The organism is Saccharopolyspora shandongensis, assembly GCF_900106995.1.
Lineage (GTDB): Bacteria > Actinomycetota > Actinomycetes > Mycobacteriales > Pseudonocardiaceae > Saccharopolyspora > Saccharopolyspora shandongensis.
Map to the genome: position 1 here is coordinate 20,902 of NZ_FNOK01000023.1, position 16,974 is coordinate 37,875.

At 68.8% G+C, this 16,974-nt stretch carries 15 protein-coding genes; 6 read left to right on the forward strand and 9 right to left on the reverse strand.

The window, feature by feature from the left end; all coding sequences use genetic code 11:
* Positions 1-24: 24 nt before the first annotated feature.
* Entirely contained in the window at positions 25-891 is an 867-nt protein-coding gene (locus BLW84_RS48450; RefSeq protein ID WP_218157440.1) for a GntR family transcriptional regulator, read from the reverse strand.
* 199 nt (positions 892-1,090) lie between these two features.
* Here BLW84_RS48450 and BLW84_RS23655 point away from each other — a divergent pair, with 199 nt between their 5' ends.
* Together BLW84_RS23655 and BLW84_RS23660 are read left to right on the forward strand one after the other, a co-directional pair.
* Positions 1,091-3,814 (forward strand): eIF2A-related protein, encoded by a 2,724-nt coding sequence (locus BLW84_RS23655; protein WP_093268901.1) that lies wholly within the window; start codon positions 1,091-1,093, stop codon positions 3,812-3,814.
* Between the two features lie 286 nt (positions 3,815-4,100).
* On the forward strand, positions 4,101-4,685 hold the full coding sequence (locus BLW84_RS23660; protein WP_093268905.1) for an O-methyltransferase: 585 nt from the start codon (positions 4,101-4,103) through the stop codon (positions 4,683-4,685).
* Between the two features lie 339 nt (positions 4,686-5,024).
* On the opposite strand, the gene BLW84_RS23665 is transcribed toward BLW84_RS23660, so the two are convergent.
* Both BLW84_RS23665 and BLW84_RS23670 read right to left on the reverse strand, forming a co-directional pair.
* A complete protein-coding gene (locus BLW84_RS23665; protein ID WP_093268908.1) occupies positions 5,025-6,434 on the reverse strand; it encodes an endoglycoceramidase I in 1,410 nt (469 codons plus the stop codon).
* Between the two features lie 162 nt (positions 6,435-6,596).
* Positions 6,597-7,103 carry an Lrp/AsnC family transcriptional regulator gene (locus BLW84_RS23670; RefSeq protein WP_093269030.1) on the reverse strand — a complete coding sequence of 169 codons (507 nt, stop codon included), beginning with the start codon at positions 7,101-7,103 and terminating at the stop codon, positions 6,597-6,599.
* A gap of 96 nt (positions 7,104-7,199) precedes the next feature.
* Here BLW84_RS23670 and BLW84_RS23675 point away from each other — a divergent pair, with 96 nt between their 5' ends.
* Positions 7,200-8,429 carry a trans-sulfuration enzyme family protein gene (locus tag BLW84_RS23675; RefSeq protein ID WP_177226651.1) on the forward strand — a complete coding sequence of 410 codons (1,230 nt, stop codon included), beginning with the start codon at positions 7,200-7,202 and terminating at the stop codon, positions 8,427-8,429.
* Positions 8,430-8,561: 132 nt separating this feature from the next.
* Here the strand turns inward: BLW84_RS23675 and BLW84_RS23680 are convergent, their stop codons facing one another.
* Both BLW84_RS23680 and BLW84_RS23685 read right to left on the reverse strand, forming a co-directional pair.
* Complete coding sequence (locus BLW84_RS23680; RefSeq protein WP_093268914.1) at positions 8,562-9,722, reverse strand: aminotransferase class I/II-fold pyridoxal phosphate-dependent enzyme; 1,161 nt, start codon at positions 9,720-9,722, stop codon at positions 8,562-8,564.
* Positions 9,722-11,296 (reverse strand): APC family permease, encoded by a 1,575-nt coding sequence (locus tag BLW84_RS23685; protein ID WP_177226652.1) that lies wholly within the window; start codon positions 11,294-11,296, stop codon positions 9,722-9,724. The genes BLW84_RS23680 and BLW84_RS23685 overlap by 1 nt, the downstream gene beginning before the upstream one ends.
* Before the next feature lie 136 nt (positions 11,297-11,432).
* Here BLW84_RS23685 and BLW84_RS46435 point away from each other — a divergent pair, with 136 nt between their 5' ends.
* A complete protein-coding gene (locus BLW84_RS46435; protein WP_143061068.1) occupies positions 11,433-12,374 on the forward strand; it encodes a LysR family transcriptional regulator in 942 nt (313 codons plus the stop codon).
* 17 nt (positions 12,375-12,391) lie between these two features.
* Here the strand turns inward: BLW84_RS46435 and sigJ are convergent, their stop codons facing one another.
* A complete protein-coding gene (sigJ, locus tag BLW84_RS23700; protein ID WP_093268923.1) occupies positions 12,392-13,330 on the reverse strand; it encodes an RNA polymerase sigma factor SigJ in 939 nt (312 codons plus the stop codon).
* A 207-nt stretch (positions 13,331-13,537) separates the two neighbouring features.
* Between sigJ and BLW84_RS23705 the strand changes: the two genes are divergently transcribed.
* Positions 13,538-14,041, forward strand: a complete 504-nt coding sequence (locus BLW84_RS23705; protein ID WP_093268926.1) for a carboxymuconolactone decarboxylase family protein — start codon at positions 13,538-13,540, stop codon at positions 14,039-14,041.
* An 81-nt stretch (positions 14,042-14,122) separates the two neighbouring features.
* Positions 14,123-14,563: an ester cyclase gene (locus BLW84_RS23710; protein WP_093268928.1), complete on the forward strand. Its 441-nt coding sequence runs from the start codon at positions 14,123-14,125 to the stop codon at positions 14,561-14,563.
* A gap of 161 nt (positions 14,564-14,724) precedes the next feature.
* Here the strand turns inward: BLW84_RS23710 and BLW84_RS23715 are convergent, their stop codons facing one another.
* Genes BLW84_RS23715 through BLW84_RS23725 form a run of 3 tightly spaced genes read right to left on the reverse strand, consistent with a single transcriptional unit; the run spans position 14,725 to position 16,950 of the window.
* The gene (locus BLW84_RS23715; RefSeq protein WP_218157441.1) at positions 14,725-15,564 is read right to left on the reverse strand and encodes an urease accessory protein UreD; all 840 of its coding nucleotides are present in this window, start codon (positions 15,562-15,564) and stop codon (positions 14,725-14,727) included.
* Positions 15,561-16,250 (reverse strand): urease accessory protein UreG, encoded by a 690-nt coding sequence (gene ureG / locus BLW84_RS23720; protein ID WP_093268935.1) that lies wholly within the window; start codon positions 16,248-16,250, stop codon positions 15,561-15,563. Before ureG ends, BLW84_RS23715 begins: the two co-directional genes overlap by 4 nt.
* A 25-nt stretch (positions 16,251-16,275) precedes the next feature.
* Positions 16,276-16,950, reverse strand: coding sequence for an urease accessory protein UreF (locus tag BLW84_RS23725; RefSeq protein WP_093268937.1), 675 nt, complete (start codon positions 16,948-16,950; stop codon positions 16,276-16,278).
* Between the last annotated feature and the right edge of the window lie 24 nt (positions 16,951-16,974).

The window sequence follows — 16,974 nt, forward strand, 5'->3', positions numbered from 1 at the left end:
CGTCATCAAGAAAGTCCGCGACGCCTACACCACCCTGAAAGCCAACATCAAGGCCGGGAATCTGGGGAAAGAGGGCTCGAAACGGCGTCGTAAGATCGAGTCCGCACCAATCCGGTTCCGCTCCAACGCCGCCCAGCCGTGGCGGCCAGCGCGGCGCTCGCGAGGTCCTTGTCGACCACCGCCTGCATGCCCGTCTGGCGCCCCTTCTGGTCGGCCTTGACGGGCACCCCGCCGCCGCCGACGCACACCACGAGCCGGTCGTTCTCCAGGAGCAGCCGGACGACCGGCGCCTGCACGACGCGAACCGGGTTGGGCGACGGGACGACCCGCCGGAAGGCCGCGCCGTCGCGGGCGATCGTCCAGCGGTTCCTCGGCGACGCGCACCAGATCGTCGTGCTGGACCAGCAACCACCGGATCCGGCTGCGCATGGTCTGCCCCAGCTCGTTCAGCAGGTGGTTGCCCGCCAGCTCGGTGACGAGCTCGTGGAAGTCCGCCGCCGACCGACGCGCGGCGACCGCGTTGTCGACGCGTGCCGCCTCCAGCTCGGCATCCAGCGCGGCGCGAAGCCGGGCCAGGCCCTCGCGGGTGTGACGCTGCGCGGCGAGCCGGAACGTGAGCACCTCCAACGCGGAGCGAACCTCGTTGATGTCGGCGATATCGGTGGGCGTGAACTCCCGCACAACGGCCCAGGTCCGAGGCCTGGGAGTGACGAGGCCCTCGGCGACGAGCGTCTTCAACGCGTCCCGCACCGGCACCCGGCTCACGCCCAGCTCGTTGGCCAGGTCGCGTTCGACGAGCTTGCTGCCCGGCTTTCGGATGCCGTCGAGGATCTCGTCCCGGATGTGTCGAACGACGCGGGCCGATTCGGGCTCGTCACCTGCAACTGCCATGCCGGCATTCTTCCATCTCCGGGAGATGCCACCACGTTCGCCGCACCGGTCCCGGCAGTTCCCCTGCACCGCACCGGCATGTCGTCGGCAGTCATCGGCGGCCGGCGGCGATTTCGGTGGGTTGCCGTGAAAAAGCATCACGGGCACGCGTCGGCCGCGTAATGTGGATCATCCTACGCTTCAGGATGTTGGGAGTGTCGTGGCGAAACCCCCCGGTGAGTACGACGCGTTCATGTCCTACAGCCACGCCCTCGATGGGGAGCTGGCGCCCACCCTGCAACGCGAGCTGGAGAGATTCGCCAAGCCCTGGTACCGGATGCGGGCGCTGCGCGTGTTCCGCGACAACGCCAGCCTGTCGGCGAACCCCGGATTGTGGTCGTCGATCGAGAGCGCGCTCGAAGCCTCGCGGTGGTTCGTGCTGATGGCCTCCCCGGAGGCCGCGACGTCGCCGTGGGTTGCGCGTGAAGTGGCGTGGTGGCTGGATAACCGTTCCCCCGATCGCCTGCTCGTCGTCGTGACCAGCGGCGAATTCGCGTGGGATGAGGCGGCTCAGGACGTGGACCGGTTACGGAGCACGGCGGTGCCACCGACGCTGATCGGCGCGTTCCGGGAAGAGCCGCGGTGGGTGAATCTCCGATGGGTGCGCGCCCCTGAACACGCGGATCGGGCCGACCCGCGAATGCGGGAGTGCGTCGCCGACATAGCGGCCGCGATCCGCGGTATCCCGAAGGACCAGGTCATCGGCGAGCACGTCCGCCGGCATCGTTCGACCATGCGGATCGCACGTGCCGCGGTCACCACGATGGCGGTCTTGCTGGTCTTGGCGTTGGTCGCCGCTGGGATCGCAATGGTGCAACGCGATACCGCCATCGCGAACCAGCTCACCACCACCGCCAATCAGCTCCGCGACGCCGACCCGTCGCTGGCGGCGCAGCTCGACGTCTTGTCCAACGAGATGCACCCGACGCCGGACGGCTACGGCAACCTGATCAAGGGCCTGGACCTCCCCCTCGGGACCGCTCTACCCGGCGAAGCTCAGTGGGCTGGTGACTGGAGCTTCCACCGCGCGGTGTGGAGCCCGGACGGAAAGCTCCTGGCCACTGCCGGGTCCAACTGGCCCGGTGATGGGCCGGGGGAGCTCATGCCCGCCAGCGGCGGCTCCGTGCGGCTGTGGGATGTGGACGACCGCGCTCGTCCTGTCCTGTTGGCACCGCCGCTGCCCATGGTCAGCGTCCCGTCGATGGTGTGGAGTCCGGACGGGAACACCCTTGCTGCTCTTGAGCGAACGCCGGGTGCGTGGCTACTGCGGTTGTGGGATCTGTCTGATCCAACCCGCCCAACCGCACTGCCAAATCCTCTTCCCATTGTTGAAGCACCGTCTTCTGCGGCGTGGAGTCCGGACGGGAACATCTTGGTCACCCGCGAGGACCAGTCCTTTCGGCTGTGGGATGTGTCTGTTCCAGCCCAGCCAAGACCGTTGCGACTGGTCCAGCCGCCATCGGGCTTCATCATCCAGAGCGTCCACTCGGTGGTGCGGAATCAGAACAGGCTCATCCTGACCACTGTCGAGAGCCGGGCAGACTCCAGGCTCGCCGAAAGGGTGCGCTTGTGGGACATCTCCGATCCGGCCCGCCCGAGTCCGGTGGGCGAGCCGCTTGCCTTCACCGGGAGCGTCCGCTCGGCGGAGTGGAGCCCAGATGGAAACGTCCTGGCCACCGTCGAGGACGAGTCGTTACAGCTGTGGGACATGTCCGACCCGGCCCATCCGGTTGCACTGCCGCAGGCTCCGGAGTTCACCGACGGGATCGACTCGGTGTCGTGGAGTCCGAACGAACACGTCCTGGCCACCGGGGAAGAGCTCCAGGTGCGGTTGTGGGACGTGACGGATCGGGCGCGTCCGGTGCTGCTGAGCCGGCCTTTGCCCGCTCGGGCGTCCAACGCGGTGACGTGGAGCCCGGACGGTCGCACCTTGGCCACCGAAGGGTCCGCGGAAGGCTTTTCCACTGGTGGGGTGCGATTGTGGAACATGCCCGCCACCGTGTTCGCCGCGGGGGACGCCACCTCGGTGCAGTGGAGTTCCGATGGGAAAACCCTTGTCACTCGCAGCAGGTACGGGCAAGTGCGGTTGTGGGACGTGTCCGGCCGGTCTCTTCGCGTTCCGCGTGGCCAGCACCTGACCGACTCGGAAGTCGACTCGGTCGCGTGGAGCCCGAACAGGCCGCTACTCGCCACGGGCGAGAACGGGATTTGGCGGTTGTGGGATGTGTCCGACCCGGCTCGTCCGCTTCCGCTGGCGGAACGATCGCAGGGCTCCGGCGCGGCGAATTCGATGAAGTGGAGCCCGGATGGGAACACGCTTGCCCTCGCCGAGAGCAGGTCTGAAGAAGGGCTGCAGTTGTGGGATGTCTCCGATCCGGCCAATCCAGTTCCGTTGGCCCAGCCGGCGGCCTTCACCAGTGGCTTTCTCGATGTGGAGTGGAGCCCGGATGGAAACGCACTCGCCGTTGGCAATTCCAAGGCCGGGACGGTGCAATTGTGGGACGTGTCCAGTCCGGACCACCCAGTCCCCTCGGGCCTGATCAAGCCCAACCTCGGTATCTACGGGATGGCCTGGAGTCCGGAAGGGCAGACCCTGATCGTCAACGGCTACGACGAAGCCCATTCCTGGGACGTGTCCGACTGGTCTCGCCCGGTCCCGTTGAGCCAGCCGCTGGCGACCAAGGCCGAGCATGGCGCCATGGTGGCGTGGAGCCCGGACGGGCGCACCCTTGCTGTCAGCGGTCGTGACATGCTGGTTCGGTTGTGGGACACGGATGCCGAAACCGCCGTCCGCCGGATCTGCTCCGCCACGGGAAACATCCTCACCCCGGAACAGTGGCAGCGCTACGTCCCGCAGCTCTCCTACGATCCGCCGTGCCCCTGACAGCCGGCGACCGTGCGTCCACAAGGGACAACTTCCCTCCGGTTCACCGCTCGGACTCCGCTTCCGGACTGCGCTGTTCGCGCACGTTTTCGACGAGCGTGCGGTCGCCGAGGAAGGCGAGAGCACCGCATGCTCTGCCTCTGCCTTCCCGGTGAGCGCAGCCACGTATTCGCCTGCGCACGCGAGGGCCCGCCGGATGGCCGAGCTCGGTGAACTTCACCTCCTCGACCGAGGAATACTCGACCGGGAACTGGTGAGGTGCGGTGGAACGAGGAGAGGAAGCAACGTGGAAAAAGGGCTGACCGAGCTGCTGCGGGAGTTGGAGGAATTCGGTGAGATCAACGATGCGGCGACCGGCGACCGAAGCCGGAAGATGCTGAACATCACCCACGACACCGGCAAGTTCCTCGCGTTGCTCGTCAAGGTCGGCAAGTGCAGGAACGTGCTGGAGATCGGGACGTCGAACGGCTACTCGACGCTGTGGCTCGCCGACGCGGTGGGCGAGGACGGCACGGTCACGACAATTGAACGAGCGCCGCACAAGATCGCGATGGCCGAGCAGAACTTCCAGCGCGCCGGGCTCGGCTCCCGCATTCAGCAGATCGCGGACGACGCCAGCCGGTTCATCGCGTCACGCACTGCCGGCGAGTACGACTTCATCTTCCTGGACAGCGATCGTGGCCAGTACGCCGACTGGTGGCCTTCGTTGCAGCGGATCCTCGCGGACGGCTGCCTGCTCGTCGTCGACAACGCGATCTCCCACGCGCACCAGCTGGAAGACTTCAACCGACTGGTCGCGAACTCGGACGGCTACCTCAGCTCCCTGGCCCCGATCGGCAAAGGCGAGCTGCTGATCCTGAAGGACACGTGACCGAGCGGTGGTGGAATTCGCTCAGAACCACTGGCCCTCGGCGTTGGTGAAGCTGTCGATGTGCGAGCAGAAAGCCGCGCACGGGCGCTAGGCCTGGTGGCTGCCCAGCCGCACCTTGATGAGCGCCTGGATCGGCAGGCCGGGTGCGGCGAGGTCGAGCTGTGCGTGGAACCTCGCGATGACGCCGGCCTCCCGCAGCGCGCGCACTCGGTGGATGCAGGTCGATTCCGCAATGCCGACGCCGCGCAGCGAGCGCGGCGTCGGTCATGCGGCCGTCGGCCCGTAGTCGCCCGCTGGCGGGCATGCGTTCTCGCTGCGGAGCAGGCCGGCACCGGATCGCTACCGGATGTTCACCGTGACCGGTTCGCTGCCGGTTGCCCGCACGGTCACGATCGGTGCTCCGGGTGGGGAGGTGACTTCGCCACCGGTCGCCGAGACGGTGTAGCCGTCCGGGTAGTGCAGGTCGGACACGTAGATTTCGGTCTGGGCCGTGCTGTTGGGGCGGTAGGTGTAGCGGAAGGCGCCGTTGGCCGGGTCGAAGTTCATCGAGACCGGTGTGCCCGCGGTGGCCTGCGGATAGGTGCGCACGAGCTGGCGTCCGGCCTCGCCGAGAAACGGGTCCTCTTCGGGTTCCGGGCCGCTGATGCTCGCGTAGTGCCAGTACTGCCATCCGATGAAGCGCTCGTCGGCGCGCGACAGCGAGTTGCCGAGCACCGCGGGGTCGTTGTCGCCGAACTCTGTGAGCAGCGCCGGTGTTCCGGTGCGTTCGGTGAACTTGTCGGCGTTGCCCCAGGTGATGTCGTGCTGTAGCGGGCACATGCCGATCAGTTCCTTGGGCATTCCCAGGTAGATCGCCGACTGGCTGATGATGCAGTAGTCGTGGAAGGAGAACGCGACGTTCGGGTCGTCGATCGGTGGAGTCAGCGGCGGTTCGGCGAGGTGGGTCGGCATGGTCTGGTTCCAGGTGACGTTGGGTTCCCAGAACACCGGCAGGGTGGGGGAGACCTCGCGGATCCGCTCGGTCAGATCCTTGTGCACGGCTTGGTACTGGCGGTCGAACAACGGGCAGCCGAACGGGAAGCAGGTCGGGAAGGCCGTTCCGGGCCACGGTTCGTTCAGCAGCTCGATGCCGAGCATGTTCGGCTTGTCGGCGACCCGGGCGGCCAGGGCGGCCAGCGCGTCACCGAGGTGGTCGACCACGCCGTTCGTGTTGTGCCAGACCTCGTCCCAGCCCGCGTTCATGCTCGGCATCAGGTAGTAGAGGGGGAATCCCGGGTTCGACTCCCACGACTGCGGTCGCGCTTCGATGGCCCACTCCGGAAAACCGTTGCCGGTCCAGCTCTTGCTCAGTCCGTCCTGGTGGTTGTCCAGCAACACGTGGATCCCGGACGCCCCCAGCACGTCGATGACCCCGGCGAGGCGGTCGAGGTATGCCTCGTCGACGTCGCCTCGGGAAGGCATGAGTCCGTCGAAGGACACCCCGAGCCGAACGGTGTTGAACCCGTGCCGAGCCAGCAACCGTGCGTCGTCCGCGGTCAACGTGAAGCCGTCGCCGGGCTCGATGTACGGAGCCTCCTTGTCGACATTGTTCACGCCGTGCAGCAGCACCACGCGGTTCTGCTCGTCGACGAACCAGCGGCCGTCGATGCGCAGCGGGGGATCGGCGGGCGCGGCCTGTACCGGGGCCGCGGCGCCCACCATGGTCAATGTGAGCGCGAGGACGAGCAACAACCTGGGCAACCGCAACATGCTGCCTCCTGTCGAATCACCACCGAAACGGAAGTATATGAATAAGTCTCACGTTTGGCCAGGGTGTGTCTGCCTCGGTTTGCCGGGTTCCTGGTCCGGTGAGGCACCGGCAGTCTCCGCACAGGTGCGCCATGCGGTGTCATCCGGCCCGGAACGCTGTGCTCAAGGCCGGGCGGCGGCCAGTGGGCCGGTGCCGGGAAAGACGTTGAACACCAGCTGGGTCTCGGTCTGCCGGACGGCCCGGTGGACGTTGATGTGTTCCAAGACCAGGTCGCGCAGCACTTCCGGGGACGCGACGGCGACGTGCAGGAGGTAGTCGTCCTCGCCGGCGACGTGGAACGCGGTCAGCATGCCGGGGATCTTCGCGAGCTTGGCGTGGAATCTGAGCACCTCGTCGCGATTGTGGCTGCCCAACCGCACCTTGATGAGCGCCTGGATCGGCAGGCCGAGTGCGGCGAGGTCGAGCTGTGCGTGGAACCCCGCGATGACGCCGGCCTCCCGCAGCGCGCGCACTCGGTGGATGCAGGTCGATTCCGCGATGCCGACCCGCGCGGCCAGCGCGGCGTTGGTGATGCGGCCGTCGGCCGCGAGCTCCGCCAGGATCTCCAGATCGGTGGCGTCCAGCCCGGTCCGTTCCGGCGAATTCCTCGATCTGGCCACCTGCACCATGCCACCTTCCGCCATGATCTTCGGTGATCTCGCTGTTTACCGAAGTTCCTTCATCGATTGCGCTCCACACCGATGTTTTCTTGCATGCTACGGCGCATGACCAAGGGTGCTCGCTCCTTCGATTCGCTGGCCGTCCACGCGGGACGGGAAGACCTGACCCGGCTCGGCGTGCACGCCCCGCCGATCGACCTCTCATCGACCAACCCGCTGCCCGACTCCGAGGCCGGTGGCGCCTCCTACGAGTCCATGGCCGGTGGTGGCCGGCCGCTCGCCGAAGGCGGCGCCGTGTACGCGCGGTTGTGGAATCCGACGGTCGCCCGGTTCGAGTCGGCGTTGGCACAGCTGGAGCGGACGGAAGATGCTGTGGCGTTCTCCTCCGGAATGGCCGCCATGACGGCATCGGTACTGGCCGCCAAGGCCGAACGCGGCGGCCGCCACGTCGTGGCCGTGCGGCCGCTGTACGGGGGAACCGATCACCTCCTCGCATCGGGGCTCCTCGACGTCGAGGTCACCTACTGCGAACCGCACCAGGTCGCCGACGCGGTGACGGCGCACACCTGCCTGGTGGTGGTCGAGACACCCGCCAATCCCACCTTGGAGCTCACCGACATCAGTGCCGTGGTGACCGCGGCGGCGGGGCGTCCGGTGCTGGTGGACAACACCTTCGCCACCCCCGTGCTCCAGCAACCCGCCCTGCACGGCGCGGACCTGGTGCTGCACAGCGCCACGAAGTACCTCGGCGGGCATGGCGATGTGGTCGGGGGTGTGGTCGCGGCCGATGCGGGATGGTCGGCGGCGCTGCGGCGGGTCCGCGCGGTGACCGGAGCACTGCTGCACCCGTTGGCCGGGTACCTGCTGCACCGAGGTCTCGCCACGCTGCCGATCCGCGTCCGAACGCAGCAGGAGACGGCTGCGGAACTGGCCGACTGGCTGCGCTTCCGGCCCGGAGTCCGAGAGGTGTACTACCCAGGCCTGGACGGCAACGGCGCAGCTCTCCTCGGACGCCAGATGAGCGGGCCGGGCGCCATGATCTCCATCCGGCTCGCAGGTGGTCACGAGCACGCGATGCGGGTCACCGACCGCGTTCAGCTGTTCACCCACGCCGTCTCGCTGGGCGGAGTGGACTCGCTCATCGAGCATCCGGCGGCGCTGACCCACCGCCCGGTTCCGGAAGAGGCCCGCCCGGGCGCGGACATCCTGCGGCTGTCCATCGGCCTGGAGGGCGTCGAAGACCTGCGCGCCGACCTCGATCAGGCCCTCGCCGCCGCCTCGACCGGCGGGCTGGTGGAGGCCGCAAGCAGTGCAGCACCCGGTTCCGGGCGCTGAGCGGTTCTCTCGGCTCGGCGTTCGGCGCGGCACTGCGAGAAGACCGCATTCGCCGAGATGCCCTCCCGGCTCGGACGGACAGAGCCATCTTCCCAGCTCGGGAGGGCATCTCGGGCTTCTTGTTCCCGGCCGCTAGCCAGGACCGCCGGTGGATCTGGACTTGGTCAGGACGCGAACGATCCGGTCGAGGGCTTCCGCGAGCACGTCCGGCGCCGTCGCGAAGTTCAGCCGCGCGAAGCCCGCTCCGGCCGCGCCGTACAGCGCGCCCTCGCCGAGCGCCACGCCCGCTGTCTCGCGCAGTAGCTCCGCCGGCCTGTTTTCGTCCCATGCGCGCAGGTCCAGCCACGCCAGGTAGGTCGCGTCGGGCAGTTGCGCGATCTCGCCGAGCCCGTTGTCGGCCAGGGTTTCGACCACCTGGTGCCGGTGGTCGTCCAGATCGGCGAGCACCGCATCCAGCCACGGTTGCCCGTGATCGAAGGCCGCGGCGGTCGCGATCATCCCCAGTGGACTCGCTCCGCTGGTTTCCAGATGCCGCAGCCCATCCCACACCTCGACGTCCACGGGATTGGTCAGCGCCATCACCGCGGTGCGCAGCCCCGGGAAGTTCCACGCCTTGGTCGCACTCGTCACGGTCACCGCGTGCGCCCGGGCCGTGTCGTTCAACGCCGCGTAGGGCGTGAACGGGTGGCCGTAGCGGATCGGTGCGTGCACCTCGTCGGTGATCACTCGGCCGCCCCACCGATCCACCAGTTCGGCCAGGGCCGTCAGCTGGTCCGCGCCGAACACGACGGCGGCCGGGTTGACCGGGTGGCACAACAGCACGCTGCCCGCACCGGCGGCCAACGCGCGCTCGATGGCATCGAGGTCCAGGTCGCGGCCACCGACCAGCGGGACCTCGATGATTTCGCGCCCCGTCAGCGGAACCACCTCGATGAACCGCTGGTACGTCGGGGTCGGCACGATCACCGCCGAGCCCGGCCTGGTCAGGTTCCGGATCGCCACGGCGATGCCGCGCAGCGCATCGGGCACGATCCGCACCGCGTCGGCCGGGACGGCGAGCCCGAAGCCGGACAGCCAGCGGGATGTCGCTTCGGGCACCCCGCTGCGCGCATCCGGTACCGGATACCCGAACGCCTCCGCCGAAACCGCTCTTCGCACCGCGTCGAACACCGGTGGGCACGCCGAGACGTCCATCTCGGCGACGCCGAGGTCCAGCACGCCCGGTCCATGCGTGGACCACCGCTTGCCCATGCCGTTCACGCGCCACACCGGCTGCGCGTCCAGCGAGGTCATCAAGCCTCCTCGTGTTGTTGGGTTTTCCGCCAAGCAAGTCCGGATCGCCGACCGAACCAGACCCCGATGCCGCAGATGATCGCCACGAGCACGCTGTCCAGCGGGGCGGCCAGCGTGCCGGTGCCGCCGAAGCTGCCCACGGCGGAAACGCCGGTCAGGGCCACCAGCAGGACCACCAGCCACACCCCGTTGAACCCGGGCGCCCCGCCGCGCCGGGCACGCCACAGGTAGATGAGGAACCCGAGCAGCAGCAACGGCATCGCGACCCGGACCTTCTCCCAGCCGGACCAGTACAGGATCAGTCCGGAGAGGACGAACGAGGTCGCGCCCACCGCCGGGCTCCACCGGCCCAGCCAGCCGGACGACGGTTCGGCCGCGTGCCACACGCACACCGCGATCGACACCGCGGCGTAGCTCAGGCCGTAGTAGAAGCTCAGCGAGCTGGCGATGGACTTCCAGTCGCCGAACAGCAGGATGATCACCGCGCCGAGGCTGAGGTTGAGCAGCAGCGCCCGTCGCGGGATGCCGCTGCGTTCGTGCACACCGGCGAAGAACCGCGGCAGGATCCCGTTCTGCGCCGCGCCGTAGGTGTAGCGGCCCTTGACGCCCGCCGAGACCAGCATCGAGCCGGCCGGTGAGAACACCGCATCGGCGAGCAGCAGCCAGGACAGCCACACCAGGCCGATCAGGCTGGCCAGCTCGGCCAGCGGCGACTTGAAGTTGATCCCGTGCCAGCCGCCGGACAGCTGATCGGTCGGCATGGTGAACAGCATGGCCAGCTGGAGTCCGAAGTAGATGGCGAAAGCGAGGGCAAGCGCGATGAAGGTGGCCCGTGGCACGGTCTTGCGGGCGTCGGAAGCCTCACCGGAGAGCACCGCGGCCGCATTGATCCCGGTGAACGAGTAGACGAGGCCGCTGCCGACGACGGCGGTCAGCGCCGCGGACACGCCATAGGGCGCGAATCCGCCGCCCACGTCGTAGTTCGTCGTGTCGAATCCGCTGGCCAGCAACAGGACCACGGTGAGCAGCGGCACCGCGACCTTGACCACGGTCACCACGTTGTTGACCTTCGCGATGAACCGGACGCCGAACATGTTGACGTAGAAGAACATTCCGAGCACGGCGACCGCGAACAACCGCCCGAACAAGGTCAGCGTCTCGTTCTCGACCAGGCCCGGAATCCACTTGGCGGCGTACTGGGCCAGCGCGGTCGACTCGCTCGGCCCGGCGTAGACCGCCTGCAGGAAGACCGCCCAGCCGATGACCGCGCCGACCAACGGGCCCGAGGCGAGTTGCGGCCAGCGCACGTTGCCGCCGGAAAGCGGCCGGCGGAAGGCCAGGTCGATGAACACCAATGAGACCAGCAGCGTGGCGACGCCGGTGATCAGCCACGATAACAGCGCGGCCGGGCCGGCCACCTTGGCGGCGTTGTACGCGGCGAACAACCATCCCGATCCGATCACGCTGGATAACGTGATCGCGGACAGCGACGCCGTGCCCAGGCTGCGGTGCAGGCGGCGGTCGTCGTCCGGGGATACGCCTGCCCGGTCCGGGCGCGGAAGCGTTCCGGTCACGGTGCCCTCCTTTCCTTGCCCGCCCGCTGTGGTCACCCCGTTGTGACCGGCCCGGGCGGGCATGAGAGACACCCTGACTCTTGCCATCCATTTGCAGTAGTAGTCGTTTGCCTGGGACAGGACATAGCATCCGGCTATGTCCGGAACCAGCATCGACATCCTGGACCTCAGGGTGTTCCTGGCGGTCGCCAGAGCGGGGAGCTTTGGCCGCGCGGCCGTGGAATTGCAACTCGCACAGCCGTCGGTGAGCGCGCGGATGGCGGCCCTGGAGCGCAAGCTCGGCACCCGGCTGTTCGACCGAGGCCCGCGCGGCACCGTGCCGACGCGGGCCGGCGAGCGGTTGGGCGATTACGCGCGCCGTTGCCTGGCGCTGCTCGCCGAGACCGAGGCCGCCGTGCGCGCCGAGGGCGTCGAACGGCTGGTCGTGGCCGCGCCGGCGAGCATCGGCATGGCGGTGTTTCCCACCGTGCTCGCCGCGATGCCCGGGCACGTCGTGGACGTCGTGTGCCAGATCGAGCACAGCGACGAAGCTGTCGCCGCTCTGCTGGACGGCAGCACGCACGCGGCATACGTGTTGCGGCGGGTACTGCCGGCGGGGCTCGATTCGGTGGCGGTCGCCGACTCACCGGTGATCGCGGTGGCCGCACCCGACAACCCGGTCGTCGACCTGGCCGCGCCGCAACCGGACGACTTCGCGACCACGCCGGTGATCGTGCACAACTGGAGCGAGCAAGCCAAGGAGATCGTCGCGATGTTCGCGGGCCCGCAGCGCGGGCCGGACCATCCGATCCGCTTGGTCGGCACCCCGGACATCGCGGTCGACCTGGCCGCGAGCGCCGGGTACGTGGCGGTGGTCCCGTGGTACGCCGCGGCCAGGGCGTTGGCGGAGGGCCGCGTGCGCCGGCTTCCGCTGCCGGACCTCGGCGTGGTGATGCCGATCCGGCTGGTGTACCGCACGGAAATGGCGCAGCGCCCGGCGATCCAACTCCTGCTGGAGGTGAACCCGGAGCTGCACGACCGACTGGCATCGGCCACCGAACCACCGGACGTCAGTGCTTCGGCCACGAACCTGGATTGAACCCTCCCGGGTGCCTGTCAACGAGGGGGCTGCTGTGTCTCCGTCGTCCACGGTCGTAGCTTTTCGGGGTTTCGCATCGCCCAGATGTTCGTGATCTTTCCTCCTGCGATGCCGAACGCGTACACGGTCACGATGGCGCCGTGTTGTTGGGCGACCAGTCCTGGCTGGCCGTTGACCGTGCGTTCCAGGAACGTCACGTCGGGGACGTGAGCCGCGATTCGGACCAGGCCATGCGCGATCTGCTCGGCGCTTTCGACCGGGTGGCGGCTGGTGCTGGCGAGGCCGCCGCCGTCGCCGATCATCGCCGCGCGGGGGTCGAGGAGGCCGATGAGGGCTTCGATGTCCTTGGCTTCCCATGCCTGCTTGAAGTCCCGAATCACGTCGGCTCGCTGGGCCGCCGGGGTCGCGGGTGTCTGCGAAGCGCGGATGCGGCGGCGGGCCGAGGTGGCCAGTTGGCGGCAGGCCGCCGGGGTGCGGCCGACGATGTCGGCCACTTCGGGGAAGGGATAGCGGAAGACGTCGTGGAGGATGAACACGACGCGTTCGGCCGGGGTCATCGACTCGAGCACGACGAGGAAGGCCATGTTGATCGACTCGTCGAGGGCGACCCGGTCGGCCGGGTCGACGACGCCGCCGGTCCACTCCGCGGGTTCGGGTAGCGGCTCGGGGAGCCATTCGCCCACGTAGCGCTCCCGCCGGACGCGTGCCGATCCGAGCACGTTGAGGCAGATGCGGCTGGCCACCTTCGTCAGCCAGGCGCCGGGGGATGCGATGGCATCCTGCTCCTCGCGGGACAGGGTGTACCAGCGCGCGTAGGTCTCCTGGACGGCGTCCTCGGCATCGGCCAGGGAACCGAGGAGCCGATAGGCGAGATTGATCAGCTGACGCCGCTCGCCCATGATCGCGCCCAGGTTCGGGTCGGATCGGTCGTGCGCGGGCTCGGATCGCGTGGTCATGGTGTCGCCGGCTCCCTCGGTCGCAGCTGTCCTCACCAGTAGGACTGGACAGCGCGCCGAACTGTGACATCGCCACCTCACCTCACACTCCGGGGCGCGGCGTTGTCGAACTGGTGCGACGCGGTCCAGCGCGCCACCGCTTGCAGGTTCGCCACGGCTTCGGGAGAACCGCTAGCGGTGCGGCACCACCGAGAGGAACACCTGGCCATGTCCACGCCCACGACTCAGCGGGACGACATCAAGTCGCGTCTGCCCGACCCCACCGACCAGTTCCCCGAGCTGGTGAAGCTCTCCGCGGCCGTCCTCAACGCCACCCGGAACGGTTCTGTCCCGCAGAGCACCCTCGGCCTGGTGCGGCTCCGAGCCGGGCAGATCGTCGGCAGCACCTACCACGCCCTTCGCGCAACCGAAAACCTCCGCAAGGCAGGGGAGTCCGAGGAGCGCATCATCGCCGTGGCCACCTGGCAGGACGCGCCCTACTTCGCCGACGCCGAACGAGTCGCACTGGAACTCGTGGAGGCCGTCCTCACCCCGAACCCGTTCGGGGAGCGCGTCTCCGACGAACTGTTCGCCAGGGCCGCGGCCCACTACGACGACCAAGCGCTCTGGACGCTCACCATGGCGATCGGACATTTCTGCCTGTTCGTCCCGGTCGCTCTCATCGGCAAGCCGATCCCCGGCAGGCCGCCGGGGAAGAACTACAGCAAGTAACGCCAACCGTTCCGGGGTGAGGCGCCGTGCCTCACCCCGGACAAGGCCAGATCCCGGCTGTTCGACCTGAGGAGGAACCAGATGCCAACGGGCCAGGAAGTCAGCAACAAAGCGGTGTTCGGCCGCTTCCACGACGCCCTGAACACGCGTGATGCGGAGATCATCGCGAAGACGATCGACGAGCTCGTCGATCCGGACGTGCTGTTCCACACCCCGGTGCCGATGAAAATGGGCGGAGCGGAGGCCCTCAAGAAGGTGTGGGAGGTGCTCCTGCGCGCGTTCCCCGATGTTCACGTCGCGGTAGAGGACATGATCGCGGAGGGGGACAAGGTCGTGTACCGGAACACGGTGACCGGGACCCACCAGGGCGAGTACCGCGGCCTCCAGCCCACCGGCAGGACCGTCACGTACAACGAGATCTTCATCATCCGTTTCGACAGCGGCCGGATCGCCGAGATCTGGGGAGTCGTCGACGTCCTCGCGCAGCTGCGACAGCTCGGCGCGATTCCCGGGGAGTTCTAGAAGGTCGTTTCCGGATGGCGCCGCCCGGCCCATCCGGAAAGCGGCTGCCTGCGCGGTCGTGTACCCGAAGCGCTCGAAAGGCCCGACGGTGGTGATCAGCACGTCGCCCGCATCGACGAGTGCAGCGGTTGGTGAGGGAATGGGCGTGCCCGCAGAAGATCCTACTTTCTGCGGGCATGTGCGTGTGCCTCGTCGAGGAGTTCGCGTAGCACGGAGGCAGTCGGTGCCACGGCTGTGGCGAATAGCGCCGGTCCACCGGCCAACGGTGCGAGGACGGCACATCCGTCTCTGGAGCCCTCCCGCAGCAGAACGGGCTCGTGCCGGGCTTCCACCTCCGGATCTACGAGCAGAAGTTGGCCGACGGCTCGGTGTCCATTCAGGACGGCCGGGCCGTCCCAGCCGGGCTCCGGGCTCCCGTACGCCGTGTGCTGGTCGAGCAGTGTGCGTCCGGCGCGACGGACAAGGATCCGGTTGACGAGGTGGCCGGACTCCTCGTCGGCACGGCCCAGTAGCTGTTCCTCTCGCAGCACCAGTCGTGCGGTGGCGGCGAGTTCGACGGTGGTGGTCTGGCGCAGGTTGCTGCCGGCGGCGCTGATCAGTGGCTGCGGCAGCCAGCGCAGGCTGGCGTGCTCCCCGGCGGTGAGCCGTACGTCGTAGGTGGCCGCCTCGGTGGTGGGGCCGCGCAGGGCGAGTGTGGCGGCGGCCGTGGTGACTTCCAGTTCGGCCCGGTCCTCGGCGGTGATGTCGAGGGTCAGCCGGTCGCCGCCCAACGGGGCGCTCATCGCGCCGATGATCCCCACCTTGGCTGCGCTCCTGTCGGTGCGCACGCGCCGCAGGTGGAACGGGCCGTCGTTGCGCAGCTGCGGAAGTGTGGTGACGCGTCCGTTGTGCGCGGCGCGGATGCGGGCGGTGGCCCGCACCCCGTCCGGGTGTTCGTCCGGGATGTGGGCGCCGGGAGTGTTGGGAGGTTGGCGTTCGGCGAGCCGGGCGGTGCTGGTCACACGGCCGCCTTGGCGTGCCACTCGGCGAGCTGCGCGGTGACCCAGTCGGCGACCTCGCGAATACCGGCGTCCGCGGTGAGGCTGGTGAAGATCACGGGGAGGTCGCCGCGCTGCTTCTCGGCGTCGGCGGCCATGGTGTCCAGGTCCGCGCCGACGTGCGGGGCGAGGTCGGTCTTGTTGATGATGAGGAGGTCGGCGGTGGTGATGCCGGGGCCGCCTTTGCGGGGGATGTCGTCGCCGCTGGAGACGTCGATGACGAAGATCTGCACGTCGACGAGCCCCTTGGAGAAGGTGGCGGTGAGGTTGTCGCCGCCGGACTCGACGAGCACGAGGTCGAGGGGAGGCAGGGTCTCCTCCAGGTGCTCGATGGCCTCCAGGTTGGCGGATATGTCGTCGCGGATCGCGGTGTGCGGGCAGGCGCCGGTCTCGACGGCCGTGATCCGCTCGGCCGGCAGCACGGCCTCGCGGAGCAGGAACTCGGCGTCCTCGCGGGTGTAGATGTCGTTGGTCACGACGGCCAGGGAGTAGCGGTCGCGGAAGGCGCGGCAGAGCTCGGCGACGCTGGCGGTTTTGCCGGAACCCACCGGACCGCCCAGCCCGACGCGCAGTGCCCGGCGGCTGCCGTCGGGCCGGATGGCTGCGGCGCTGGAGAGGTGCTGGTCGAGCAGAGAATCGTGGTAGTGCATGGCAACTCCGTTCGAAGAAGGGTGTTCAGGAAGCGAAGAGCCGGACGGTCCAGGCAGCGTGCTGCTCCCCGGTGATGTCCAGCAGCGGCGAGGACGCCGACGGCAGTGCGTCGATTCCCGCGCTCGCCACGCGGGCCGCAGCATCGGCGGCCTGTTCGGCGACGTTGTCGGTCTCTGCGCCGAGACGAGCCAGCAGGCACGAGACGCTGAGGGGGTCGAGGCCCAGCAGCCGCACTGCAGCAGTGGCAGGGCCGCCGGCGCTTTCGTACGCGGCGGCATGGGCGGCGTCCACCGGGGCGAGCCCGGCGGCGCGGGCGGCGAGACCCAGAACGACGGGCTGGTGGGCGCCCCGGGGACGCTGGGCGGCGAGGTGTTCGAGCTCGGCTGAGGGGAAGGTGGCGCGGGCCGCGCGCATCATCTGCCGGCCGAGCTTGCGCGAAACTGCGCGCAGCGCGGGAACAGGGGTGCGAGCGTCAGCGGCGTCGTCCAGCAGCAGCGGGTCATGCCCGGCGGTGGCCGCGGCGGCCAGGCCGGCCGTGGTCAAGCCGGTGGTGTGCAGGCGTCCGCGGCAGAACGCCTCGAGGCTGTCGGTGTCGTGTACTGCTCCGTGCGCGACCGCGGCCTCGACACCGCCGGAATGGGCGTACCCACCAGCGGGGAAGCGGCCGTCGGCCAGCAGGAGCAGCGCTGCACGGCTCATGAGCGAGCGGCTGCCTTTCACAGG

Bases quoted from the DNA above. Each gene is read 5' to 3' on its own strand.
- BLW84_RS23675 (WP_177226651.1), top strand. From the start codon at position 7,200: ATGACCAAGGGTGCTCGCTCCTTCGATTCGCTGGCCGTCCACGCGGGA.
- BLW84_RS23665 (WP_093268908.1), bottom strand. From the start codon at position 6,434: ATGTTGCGGTTGCCCAGGTTGTTGCTCGTCCTCGCGCTCACATTGACC.
- BLW84_RS46435 (WP_143061068.1), top strand. From the start codon at position 11,433: ATGTCCGGAACCAGCATCGACATCCTGGACCTCAGGGTGTTCCTGGCG.
- BLW84_RS23680 (WP_093268914.1), bottom strand. From the start codon at position 9,722: ATGACCTCGCTGGACGCGCAGCCGGTGTGGCGCGTGAACGGCATGGGC.
- BLW84_RS23705 (WP_093268926.1), top strand. From the start codon at position 13,538: ATGTCCACGCCCACGACTCAGCGGGACGACATCAAGTCGCGTCTGCCC.
- BLW84_RS23710 (WP_093268928.1), top strand. From the start codon at position 14,123: ATGCCAACGGGCCAGGAAGTCAGCAACAAAGCGGTGTTCGGCCGCTTC.
- BLW84_RS23670 (WP_093269030.1), bottom strand. From the start codon at position 7,103: ATGGTGCAGGTGGCCAGATCGAGGAATTCGCCGGAACGGACCGGGCTG.
- ureG (WP_093268935.1), bottom strand. From the start codon at position 16,250: ATGCACTACCACGATTCTCTGCTCGACCAGCACCTCTCCAGCGCCGCA.
- BLW84_RS48450 (WP_218157440.1), bottom strand. From the start codon at position 891: ATGGCAGTTGCAGGTGACGAGCCCGAATCGGCCCGCGTCGTTCGACAC.
- sigJ (WP_093268923.1), bottom strand. From the start codon at position 13,330: ATGACCACGCGATCCGAGCCCGCGCACGACCGATCCGACCCGAACCTG.
- BLW84_RS23725 (WP_093268937.1), bottom strand. From the start codon at position 16,950: ATGAGCCGTGCAGCGCTGCTCCTGCTGGCCGACGGCCGCTTCCCCGCT.